An 11,199-nucleotide genomic window follows, 5' to 3' on the forward strand; every position below is an offset into this window, starting at 1 on the left:
GACATTCCAACACCGGCCGGAGCCACACCACGCCAGCTCAGCTCACCCACGGACGGGAGAATGCTGCCGATCGTCGAAGTCCGGCAGCACAAACAATCATAAAATCGGACATTTAGATTCCACATAACGATCACCGGCATCTACCTGCTCATTCGCGGCACGGCGGGCGGGCTCGGCCTCGTCGGGTACGTGCTCAATTCGGCTGGACTGGCCGGGGCGTTCGCGATCGAGTACACGTTGCACTTCGTCTTCCCGTACCTCGGCGGCGACGCCGTGAGCGGGCTGCTGGCCGGGGGCACCGGGCGGGCGTTCCTGGTCACGTCGGTCATCCTGCTGGCAGGGGTACTGATCTTCAGCGTGGCGGCGATCCGGAGTGGGGCGATGCCGGTGTTCGGCGTGGTGCTCTACGCGGCGGGGATGATCCCCGGGTCACTGCGGAACACAGTGCCGGAGCTGGTCTACCTGGCCGGGCTCGTCGTGGCGGCGGCCGGGGTCGCCTGGATGTCGGCGCGGTTGTGGACGGCTGAGGAGGAGCCGGTCATCGCGCCGCACGGTGGCGTACTGCCGAGAGCGTGAGGGCGTACTGCCGAGAGATGCGGGTTCTCTGTTGGGAGCGCGAAGAGGGCCGGGCCTGTCCCAAGTGACCGGGCTCCCCGGCAGGAACAAAGGCCCGTCCCAAGTCCGGGGCTCACTGCCACGAACGCGAAGGACCGGGCCGCTCCAAAGTGGGCGCTGGAAATGCGGAAGGAGCCGGGCGCTGGGTGCGCCCGGCTCCGTTCATCTCCTGGGAGATCCTGCGCCGGCGGCAGGATCTCCCGATCAGACCCGGCTCAGGGCCTTACGCAGGCGGTCGTTCGCCCGCCTGACGTCGCGCCGGGCTCGCTGCACGCGACTGACGCGCAGGATGAGGCGTTGCTCCTCCGCCTCCCGGTGAAGGGTTTGTATTCGGTCATTCACCAGATCATGAATGAGATCCGGGATCTGCAGGCTCTTGTTCGAGTGAGTGCTCATCTGATTTTCTCTTTCTGCTCGTTGGTGCGCGGTCAGGCAGCGACCGGGTGCTTGCGGGGACGCCCGCGCGGACGCTTGCGGGGAACGACGGTCCCCCGGAGAACCAGTTCGCCGCCCCAGACGCCCCACGGCTCCTCGCGCTCGAGCGCGCGGGCCAGGCAGGCCTTCTGGATGGGGCAGCCGCCGCAGAGTGCCTTGGCGAACTCGACGTCCTCAGGCGACTCGGCGAACCACAGGTCAGGGTCGGTACGACAGGGGATCTTGGCTTCGTCGATCAGGTCCATGATCGTCTTCGCCCCCATCTGCTTTCTCCTTTGATCGATCTTTAGATCTTGGTCGGGCACCTCGATAGGTGGTCGGGGATCACGGACAAACAAGAAGGCCGCGGATCCTGTGTGCGGATCCGCGGCCTGGAGGGCTGTTGCCGGTCAGGTTGTGACCGGTTTATCCCTCCAGGGCTGCGGACCGCACAGTCCACCCTTGGTGAGCTGGCTGGTCGGCAGTTCGATACGTGCGCCGTAGACTGGAGCGCCTTGCGCGGCGAAGTGAGCTCGCGCATAGAAGGCGGCGGCCTGGCTACGGACAGACTTCTCCTGCCGCACTCGGGCGGGCCCGTCAACGAGTCTCACCGAGTCACGGCATGCGGAAATGAGCCACTGCGTGGCCGGCATCTTGATGCTGATCACAGGGACTCACCTCCACTCTCTGGATCGTCGGACAGGACTGTCCGACTCGCTTGACCATGACCCTAAACCGGGAAGCCGCGAACGGGCAACATATTTTCTACCTGCGATTTCGTGACATTCTCCACGCCTCCGCGGACAACTCTGTCACGCTCCCGCGGACCTACTCCGTCACGCGGATCATGGCCTCCTGGACCACGGACACCACGAGTTCGCCGGACGCGGTGAACATCTCACCACGCGCGAGCCCCCGTGCCCCGGCCGACCAGGGGGACGCCTGTGCGTAGAGCAGCCACTCATCGGCCCTGAACGGGCGGTGGAACCACATGGCGTGATCGAGCGAGGCGCCCATGATGTTCGAGGCGCCCCAGGCCATGCCGTGCGCCAGCAGTATCGTGTCGACCAGCGTGAAGTCGGACGCGTACGCGGCCAGCACGATGTGCAGGAGCGGGTCGTCCGGCAGGTCGGCGTCGTAGCGGAACCACACGTTCGTCTCGGCGGTGCGCAGCTCCGGGTTCGCGTACGCCTCCCAGGTGAGCGGCGAGGCGTACCTCGCGTCCACGGGGCGGGGGCGCGACAGCCAGTCACGCAGGTCCGGGTGCTCGCCGACCAGGTCGTACATCCTGTCCTGGAACGTCGGGAGCGTCTCGGGGTCCGGCACGACCGGCATCACCGACGCCTGGTGCGTCACGCCTTCCTCGAAGATGTGGAACGACGCGGACATCGTGAAGATCGCCTTGCCGTGCTGGATGGCGTTGATTCTGCGCGTGGTGAACGAACGGCCGTCGCGCAGGCGCTCGACGTTGTAGACGATCGGGATGGAGGGATCGCCCGGCCTGATGAAGTAGGCGTGCAGGGAGTGGACGTTGCGGTCCTTGGGGACCGTGCGGCCGGCCGCCACCAGGGCCTGCGCCGCCACCTGGCCTCCGAAGACGCGTTGGATGCGCTCTTCCGGGCTTCTGCCACGGAAGATGTCCAGCTCGATCTGCTCCAGGTCGAGCAGGTCGAGCAGCTCCTTCAGCGCCTCGTTCACGTGATCCGTCTCCCTCGTTCTTTCCGGTTCTGGGACAAGTTTGACGTGCCGCCCTATTCCTCACGAATGTGGGCCTGGCTTGTCCGATGATTCCTTGTCGCAGTTTCGCGGCTGTTACGAGCGTTACGGCGAGTCTCCGGCGGCACAGGGGTGACGGAGATCACGAGAAGAGGTCAGGGAGTGCGGCAGAGGGTGAGGACGGCCTCGCCGTAGCGGTCGATCTTGACTCGGCCGATCCCCGCGATGGACAGCAGCTCCTGCTCCGACGTCGGCACCCGCTCGGCGATCGCCTGCAGCGTCACGTCCGTGAACACGACGTACGGCGGGATCTTGGATTCCTTGGCCGTCGCGGTCCGCCAGGCCTTCAGGCGCTCCAGCAGGGCCTCGTCGTAGTCCGCCGGGCAGGTCGCACAGCGGCCCAGTTTCTGCTCGGTGGCCGAGGACAGCGTCTTGGCGCAGATCCGGCAGCTCACCGGGGCGGCCACCTGACGCCGCTCGCGGGCGGGCGTCGCGAGGCGGGGTGGGGTGGAGACGCGGCCGGTCAGGCCGTCGAGGAAGCGGGAGGGGCGGCGGGACTTACGCCCTCCGGGGGCGCGGGCGAGGGCCCAGGAGAGGGAGAGGTGCTCGCGGGCACGGGTGACGCCGACGTACAGAAGGCGGCGTTCTTCCTCGATCTGCTCCGGCGTCTCGGCGTAGATGATGGGGAGCATGCCGTCGGTGAGTCCGACGAGGAAGACGGCGTCCCACTCCAGGCCCTTCGCGGCGTGCAGGGAGGCCAGGGTGACGCCCTCCACGGGCGGGGCGTGCTGCTCGGCCGCGCGGCGCTCCAGCTCCGCGACGAACGCCGGCAGGCCGGCTCCCTCGGCGGCCATGTCCTCCGCCAGGTCGGCCAGGGCCTTCAGCGACTCCCACTTCTCCCTGGCCTTGCCGCCCCCGGGAGGGGACGGGGTCAGGCCGAGGCCCGCGAGGATGTGGTGGACCTCCGAGGCCAGCGGCTCACCCGCGGCGGAGCGGGCCGCACCACGCAGCAGGACGACCGCCTGGCGCACCTCCGGGCGCTCGAAGAAGCGCTCGGCGCCGCGCAGGACGTACGGGATCTCGGCCTTGGACAGGGCCTCCTCGTAGGACGCCGACTGGGAGTTGACCCGGAACAGCACGGCGATCTCGCGCGACGGCACGCCCTTGTCCATGAGCTTCCTGATCGCCCGCGCCACGCCGGCCGCCTCGGCGGGTTCGTCGTCGTAGTCGGCGAAGGCGGGCCGCGGGCCCTCGGGGCGCTGGGCTACCAGCTCCATGCGGTGGGGGGACCTGCTCTTGGCGATGACGAGGTTGGCCAGGTCGACCACCTGCGGGGTCGAGCGGTAGTCGCGGACCAGCTTGATGACGGCGGCCTCGGGGTGCTCCACCGCGAAGCCCGTGAGGTAGCGCGGGCTCGCGCCGGTGAAGGAGTAGATCGTCTGGTTGGGGTCGCCGACCACGCAGACGTCGTCGCGGCCGCCGAGCCAGGTGTCGAGCAGGAGCTTCTGCAACGGGTTGACGTCTTGGTACTCGTCGACGACGAAGTAGCGGTACTGCTGGCGGATCTGCGCCGCCACCTCCTGGTGCTCGGTCATGACGGCGGCGGTCAGCTCGAGGATGGTCTCGAAGTCCACCAGGTGGCGGTCTCTTCTGAGCTGCTCGTACGCCTCGTAGAGCCGGGCCACCTCCTCGGCCGGCACGGGAGGCGTGCGGTGGTGCTTGGCCGCGGCCGCCACGTAGTCGTCCGGGCAGACCTGGGTGACCTTGGCCCACTCGACCTCGGCGGCGATGTCCCGCAACTCGGACCGATCAGGATTTTTCCGGATCTGGCGGCAGGCTTCCACGAGGACCGGCAGCTTGGACTGGATGACCGAAGGGGCCTCGCCGCCGATCACCCTCGGCCAGAAGTAGGTGAGCTGGCGCAGCGCGGCGGCGTGGAATGTGCGGGCCTGCACAGCGGGCGCCCCCAAGGCGCGCAGCCGCTGGCGCAACTCGCCGGCCGCGCGTGTGGTGAACGTCACCGCGAGGACGCTCTGCGGCTCGACGACGCCGCTGCGGACCGCGTGCGCGATGCGGTGGGTGATCGCCCGCGTCTTGCCCGTCCCCGCGCCGGCCAGCACGCACACCGGCCCGCGCACCGCCTCGGCGACGGCGCGCTGCTCAGGATCGAGACCGATCAGGACGTCGTCCACGTTGCTCACCCGTACATCCTCCCAGCCGATGGCGGTGAAGCACCTTATTCTGACAACATGCGGGCCGACGTATGTTCATAGGATGCACAGAACTGGTCTCTTCCCCCACAATGGGGCCGACCATCTGCATGGGGGAAAGGAAGGCCGTGCGAACTGCGGTTTCCGCGAGCGTACTCGCGCTCGCTGCCGTTGCGCTCACACCCATCGCCGCGAACGCGGCCAAGGAGCCCACACCGGCTCCGACCGTGAGCACTCCCGTCGGCGCTGACGGGCTGTTCGGCCTGGCCACGGAGGCCGTCAAGTACGGCAGTCACAAACGCCAGCAAATGGATGTCTGGTGGACCCCCGACGGCCAGGAGCGCCCGGGGGTCTTCCTGATCCACGGGGGCTGGTGGTCGGGCGGCGACAAGAAGTACATGCAGGGCATCACCCGTTCCTACGCCGACCTCGGCTACACGGTCTTCAACGTCAACTACCGCCTGTCGGGCGACGCGCCCTGGCCGGCGCAGCGCACCGACGCGTTGGACGCGATCAAGGCGGCCCGCAAGCACGCCGACCGGTGGGCGTTCGACGCGAGCAACTACGTGGTGGTCGGCTTCTCCGCCGGCGGCCACATCGCGGCGGCCGTGGGCACGTACGGCGACGGCATCAACGGCCTCAAGGGCGTCGTGGGCATGTCGCCGATCATCTCGCCACTACGCGCTTACTCCGACGGCGAGAAGAGCATCGACCCCAACAAGCGCAAGCTCCGCACGGCCGCCATCAAGCTGGCGGGCGGCTGCGGGCCCAAGGGCAAGTGCTCGCGGGTCTGGGCCAGCATGGAGGCGGCCTGGCACGCCAGCCGCAAGGACGCGCCGGTGCTGACCGTGCACTCGGAGAAGGAGTTCGTGCCGCCGGTGCAGAGTCAGCTGCTCAGGCAGATGCTCGGGCAGGTGGGCGTGCCTGTGACGGTCATCACCGAGCCGGGCCCCAACCACAGCAACGCCCTCTACCGCCTGCCGGGCGTGGCGGAGCGCGTACAGGCCTGGATCGCCGAGCGCATCGGGTAGGGATTAACCGCGCACCCGCCGTTGTTGCACCGAGCGCCTGTTTCTTGACCTTGGAGGGTTTTCCAACATGGCGCTCACGGTCTACAGCACAACCTGGTGCGGCCCCTGCAAGCGACTCAAGTCCCAGCTGGCCCGCGAGGGCATCAGCTTCGACGAGATCGACATCGAGCGTGACCCGTCGGCCGCCGACTTCGTGATGAGCGTCAACAACGGCAACCAGACGGTGCCGACCGTGGTGATCGAGACCGCGAACGGCCGCGTCGTGCGGACCAACCCCTCCGCGCTCGAGGTCAAGGCCCTGCTCGGGGTGTCCTGATCTACCAGTCGCCGACGAGCTCGCCGCCGTACCAGGTCTCGATCAGGCGGCGGGCTATCGACACGGGGGGCGGCAGGCGCAGCTCGCCGGAGTCCAGAGCCCGTACCAGCTCCTCGCGGGAGAACCACCGCGCCTCGGCGATCTCCACCGCGTCCGGCGTGAGGGTGGTGGACGTGGCGTCGGCGAAGAAGCCGAGCATGAGGCTGCGCGGGAACGGCCAGGGCTGGCTGCCCAGGTAGCGCGGATTGGCGACGCCGATGCCGACCTCCTCGGCGACCTCGCGGGCGACCGCGTGCTCCAGCGACTCCCCCGGCTCCACGAACCCGGCCAGGATCGACAGCCGCCCCTTCGGCCACTGAGGCCCGCGGGCGAGCAGGCAGCGGTCGTCCGCGTCGCGGATCAGCATGATCACGGCGGGGTCGACGCGCGGGAAGTGCTGGCTGTCGTCGTGGGGGCAGACGCGGATGTGGCCGCCGGCCCTGACCTGGGTACGCGTGCCGCAGCGCGGGCAGAACTCGTGCGTCGTGTGCCACGCCTCCAGCGCCACGGCGTAGACCAGCAGGCCCGCGTCGCGGTCGCCGAGCAGGCCGCCGACCTGGCGCAGCCCGGCCGCCACCGGCTCGCCCTCGGGGGTGTCGCGCAGGCTCATCGGGACCGTCACGCGGCCGTTGACGTCGCCCTTGGGCAGTCCGGGCAGCGCGGCGGCCACCGCGAAGTAGGCGACTCCGCCCTCGACCCCCAGCAGGTAGCGCGGCCCCGCCGGCGCCTGCTCGGACGTGAACAGCACCGCCTGCACCGCGTCGCCCGTGCGCCGCACCAGCGTGTGACCGTTGTCGATCACCAGCACCCTGGTCGCGGGGTCGGACCACGCCTGCTCCAGCCATCCGTCGTCGGCCCGTAGCGCCGACGATCTGTCGATGGTGCCCCGCGCGAGCAGTAGCGGTCCGATGAGTTGCTCTTCCGCGATCTCCATTGGCCGCCCCCTCTTTAGTCCCTTGTCATCCTATGACCTCCCAGTTGGGCGCCGATTAAGGTGTCCGGGCCCCGCGCTGATCATTCTGCGGCTAGGATCATCGGGTTAGGTTAGCCTTACCTGATTCTTCGGGGGTGCCTTCGCGTTGCGGCTCTACCTGACCGCGCTCAAGCCGACCGACTCCGTGACGGACGGCTTCCTGCCCGCGGCCCGCGCTCTCGGTTGCGAGGTGACGATCCTGACGGACCGGCCCGAGCGGCATCCGTACGCGGTGGCGTGCGACGTGACGGACGCTCGTGCGCTGATCGACACGGTCGAGCAGCTCGGGCGGCCGGACGTGATCTTCTCCAACTCCGACCACCTGCAGGCGCAGACCGCGCTGGCGGCCGCGTACTTCGGGTTGCCGGGCAAGGACTGGCGGGCCTGTCTGGCCGCCAAGAACAAGTTCCTGATGCGGCGCAGGCTGCGGGACGCGGGGATCGAGCGGGTCGAGTCCGTACGGCTCGCGCCCGGCGATCCGGTGCCTGAGCGCGTGACGTACCCGGTGGTCGTCAAACCCCGTGAGGGGGTGGCCAGCGAGGACGTCGTGCTGGTCGAACGCGACCTCGCAGGTGCCGTGGCGGCGGTGCGCCGGCGGCGGCCCGACGAGGCGCTGGTCGTGGAGGAGTACCTCGAAGGGCCGTTGCGGACGCTGGAGACCCTCGGGGACGGCTTCGAGACGCGGGTGCTCGGGGGGTTCGAGACCTCGCTGGGCGCCCTGCCGCACTTCGTGGAGGAGCGGCTCGACTGGGCGCCGCCGCCCGGCGCCTCCCGCGAGCACGTGCTGTCGGCCCTGCGGGCGCTGGGCTCCGGGTTCGGTGCCTGCCACACCGAGTACGTCCTCACCGCCGCCGGGCCGCGCGTCGTCGAGGTGAACTACCGGGCGATCGGGGACCACTGCGACTTCCTGCTGGGCGACGTGCTGGGGGTGCCGCTGTTCGAGTGGATCCTGCGGGTGCACCTCGGGGAGCCGGCACCCGTCCCTCCCGCCGCCTCCGGGTACGGCACCGCCGTCAGCCTGGTCGCCGACCGGCCTGGGACGGTCAAGTCCGCCCCCGGGCAGGAGTCCGTGGTCCGGGGGGACGTCCGGCTGTGGCATCGGCCGCTGCGGGCCGTGGGGGACGTCATCTCGCTCACTCGTACGAACCGGGACTATCTCGGCGTCATCCGCGCCGTCGGGCCTGATCGGCGACACGTGGAGGCGGCCGTCGAGAGGTACCGGGCCTCGCTGCCCTGGGCGGTCGAATGAGACCTCGGCCGCCGGTCAGGGAGGCCTACCTCGCCGCTCGGGTGCTGGACGCGTTGCTGCGCGAGGACTACGGCGGCCTGGCCGGGCGCGTCGCGCGGACCAAGGACGGGGTGGGGCTGGCGCTGGCGGACGGGCGGTGGGTACGCCTCGCGCCCGGCGGGCTGTTCCAGGACTTCGTGGTGGCGCAGGACGAGCTGCTGGGCCTGGAGCAGGTGCTGGAGACGCTGGCGGAGGTGGCTGACCCGGCGGATTCCGGCGGCGTCTCCGCCTTCTTCGAGGAGTGCCTGGCGGCGCTCACCGCGCTGGAGTTGCACGACGCGCACGCGGACGAGGTGCTCGGCCGGGGGCCTTCCTACGAGTCGCTGGCCGCCTTCGTGGATCATCCGGTGTATCCGACGTCACGGGCGCGGCCGGGGTTGTCGGAGGCGGAGTTGGTGGCGTACGCGCCGGAGTTCGCGCCCTCGTTCGAGCTGCGGTGGGCGGCGGTGCCGCGCCGGGCCCTCGCGCCCGGCTCGGCCACGGGCTTGCCCGCCGACCTGGCGCCCGGGTGGGGCGGCGACGAGGTGTTGTTCCCCGTGCATCCGCTCACCGTCGAAGAGGTTCGGAAGATCGACGGGGTACGGATGCTGGACGAGGCCGCGGTCACCGTGCGGCCCACCCTGTCCATGCGGACGGTCGAGCTCGATCCGCGTACCCATCTCAAGCTGCCCCTGCCCATCAGCACGCTCGGCAGCAGGAATCGGCGCTCGATCCGGCCGGGAACGCTGGCCGACGGGGCCAGGGCCGAGTCGTTGCTGCGGGAACTGGCCGGCCCCGGCGTGCTGGTGGCCGACGAGCAGACCTACGCCGACGCTGGACACGAGTATCTGGGCTGGATGCTCAGGCGGCTGCCTGAGGGGAAGATCGTCCCGGTGGCCGCGCTGAACGCGCCAGGGGTGCTCGCCGAGTTGGGCGACGTGATCCCCGAGTATCTGCGGCTGCTGCTCCGATGGAACGTGCGGCTGTTCGTCAGGTACGGGGTCGCGCTGGAGGCGCACCAGCAGAATCTCGCCCTGGTGTTCCAAGGCGACCGCATGCGGCTGCTGGTCAAGGACAACGACGGGCTGCTGGCGTCGCCCGCGCGGCTGGCGGCGGCCGGGATCGCGGTGCCGGACTTCGCCGACGAACGCATGCTGAACGACGATCCGCACACGCTGGCCGACGTGTTCGTGACCATCACGTTGCATCTGTCCGCCGCCGCGGTGGCGTTCGGGGCACTGCCGTACGCGCGGGCCGCCGCGCTGGTGCGCGACACGCTCGCCGAGGCGCTCGACGAGTACGGTGACGACCCCATGGCCAGGCTCCTGCGGGCCAGGACGCTCGACGCGGCCAGACTGACCGGCAAGTCCATGGTCACGGCCGGGACCCTCGTGGCGAAGGAACGCTCCGGCGCGCGTGACATCAACAAGTACTACGGCACCAGCGGGCCCAACTACCTGAGGAGAGCTTGAATGTACGGACTGGCCACCGACATGCCCGCCGCGCTGGCCGAGGAGGCGACGCTGGCGGCGCTGCTGCGCTGCTGTGTGCGGGAGGTGGCCGGGTCGCGCGGGCTCGTCTGGGCCGCACCGCCGTACCTGCTGCTGCGGGTGGCGGGGGCGCTGCTGCGGGCCCGTACGCACGGGGGCGCGGCGCTGCGCTTCGACGGCCCGCCGGAACGCCTCCAGGGCGGCGCCTGGCAGCCGCTGACGGCCGATGAGCTGGTCCAGCTCGCTGAGGCCGACCTCCATGGAGGCAACGGTGAGTTCGCCGGGCAGGTCGCGGCGAGCAGGGCCGCCGTGGCCGCGATCCTGGAGGCCAGGGCGGAGGCCGTGCCGCCCGCCGATCCGTGGCTGGCTTCGGAGCAGGCGCTGGTGTACGGCCATCCGTTCCACCCCAGTCCCAAGGCGCGCGGTGGGGAGGGCTGGCTGCGGTACGCGCCTGAAGCCCACGCCGAGTTCCCCGTCCGGCTGCTCGGCGTGCGCGAGGACGTCCTCACGGAGGCGGGGGACGTGGCGGCGCTGGACGGCATGGGCACGGCGCCACCCGGATACCGGCTGCTGCCCGCCCACCCGTGGCAGCTCGACCTGCTGCGACCCGTCTTCGGCCCGGAACTCCTCGACCTGGGACCCGGGCCGCTGGTCGCGCCGACCTCGTCCGTACGGACCGTGTACGCCCCGGACTCCGAGATCTGCCTGAAGTTCTCCCTCGACGTCCGAATCACCAACTGCGTACGCAAGAACGCCTGGTACGAACTGGCAGGCGCGGTCGAGCTGACGAAACGACTCACCCCGATCTTCGAAGCGGTATCGGCCCGCCACCCGTCCACCCACTGGCTCCCCGAACCCGGCTACCGCTCAACCACCCTCGGACGGCGCCTGCACGAGGGCCTGGGCGTGATCGTCAGGCAGAGCCCCTGGACGGTCTGCCCACCCGACGTAACCCCCATTCTGGCCGCCACCCTCGCCCTGAACATCCAGACCGCACCCGGCACGCCCCCACTCCTGGCTCCTTGGAAGGGCGACAGCCCCTTCCCAGCTTCTTCCACGCCAGCGACACCTCCTTGGAAGGGCGACAGCCTCCTCCCAGCTTCTTCCACGCCAGCGACACCTCCTTGG

10 protein-coding genes are annotated in these 11,199 nt (G+C 70.0%); 6 read left to right on the forward strand and 4 right to left on the reverse strand.

The window, feature by feature from the left end; all coding sequences use genetic code 11:
• The first annotated feature begins 189 nt into the window (after window positions 1-189).
• The gene (locus tag ITP53_RS49375) at window positions 190-576 is read left to right on the forward strand and encodes a hypothetical protein (protein ID WP_195902415.1); all 387 of its coding nucleotides are present in this window, start codon (window positions 190-192) and stop codon (window positions 574-576) included.
• Between the two features lie 467 nt (window positions 577-1,043).
• Here ITP53_RS49375 and ITP53_RS49380 read toward each other — a convergent pair whose 3' ends face one another.
• The 3 genes from ITP53_RS49380 to ITP53_RS49390 all read right to left on the reverse strand — a co-directional run bounded on the left by ITP53_RS49380 (window position 1,044) and on the right by ITP53_RS49390 (window position 4,937).
• On the reverse strand, window positions 1,044-1,313 hold the full coding sequence (locus tag ITP53_RS49380; protein ID WP_195902416.1) for a WhiB family transcriptional regulator: 270 nt from the start codon (window positions 1,311-1,313) through the stop codon (window positions 1,044-1,046).
• A 544-nt stretch (window positions 1,314-1,857) separates the two neighbouring features.
• Complete coding sequence (locus ITP53_RS49385; protein WP_195902417.1) at window positions 1,858-2,727, reverse strand: acyl-CoA thioesterase; 870 nt, start codon at window positions 2,725-2,727, stop codon at window positions 1,858-1,860.
• 173 nt (window positions 2,728-2,900) lie between these two features.
• Complete coding sequence (locus ITP53_RS49390; protein WP_328818326.1) at window positions 2,901-4,937, reverse strand: ATP-dependent DNA helicase UvrD2; 2,037 nt, start codon at window positions 4,935-4,937, stop codon at window positions 2,901-2,903.
• Between the two features lie 146 nt (window positions 4,938-5,083).
• Between ITP53_RS49390 and ITP53_RS49395 the strand changes: the two genes are divergently transcribed.
• Window positions 5,084-5,986 (forward strand): alpha/beta hydrolase, encoded by a 903-nt coding sequence (locus ITP53_RS49395; RefSeq protein ID WP_328818321.1) that lies wholly within the window; start codon window positions 5,084-5,086, stop codon window positions 5,984-5,986.
• A gap of 67 nt (window positions 5,987-6,053) precedes the next feature.
• Complete coding sequence (locus tag ITP53_RS49400; RefSeq protein ID WP_195902420.1) at window positions 6,054-6,302, forward strand: mycoredoxin; 249 nt, start codon at window positions 6,054-6,056, stop codon at window positions 6,300-6,302.
• A gap of 1 nt (window position 6,303) precedes the next feature.
• Here the strand turns inward: ITP53_RS49400 and nudC are convergent, their stop codons facing one another.
• Window positions 6,304-7,275 carry an NAD(+) diphosphatase gene (gene nudC, locus ITP53_RS49405; RefSeq protein WP_195902421.1) on the reverse strand — a complete coding sequence of 324 codons (972 nt, stop codon included), beginning with the start codon at window positions 7,273-7,275 and terminating at the stop codon, window positions 6,304-6,306.
• 145 nt (window positions 7,276-7,420) lie between these two features.
• On the opposite strand from nudC, the gene ITP53_RS49410 reads away from it, so the two are divergent.
• From ITP53_RS49410 to ITP53_RS49420, 3 genes are all read left to right on the forward strand, one after another.
• On the forward strand, window positions 7,421-8,563 hold the full coding sequence (locus ITP53_RS49410) for an ATP-grasp domain-containing protein (protein WP_195902422.1): 1,143 nt from the start codon (window positions 7,421-7,423) through the stop codon (window positions 8,561-8,563).
• Complete coding sequence (locus tag ITP53_RS49415) at window positions 8,560-10,053, forward strand: IucA/IucC family protein (RefSeq protein ID WP_195902423.1); 1,494 nt, start codon at window positions 8,560-8,562, stop codon at window positions 10,051-10,053. Before ITP53_RS49410 ends, ITP53_RS49415 begins: the two co-directional genes overlap by 4 nt.
• Window positions 10,054-11,199, forward strand: a 1,146-nt coding sequence (locus tag ITP53_RS49420) for an IucA/IucC family protein (protein WP_207757534.1), incomplete at its 3' end; no start/stop codon positions are given.

The organism is Nonomuraea cypriaca (assembly GCF_015645445.1).
Classification (GTDB): Bacteria; Actinomycetota; Actinomycetes; order Streptosporangiales; family Streptosporangiaceae; genus Nonomuraea; species Nonomuraea cypriaca.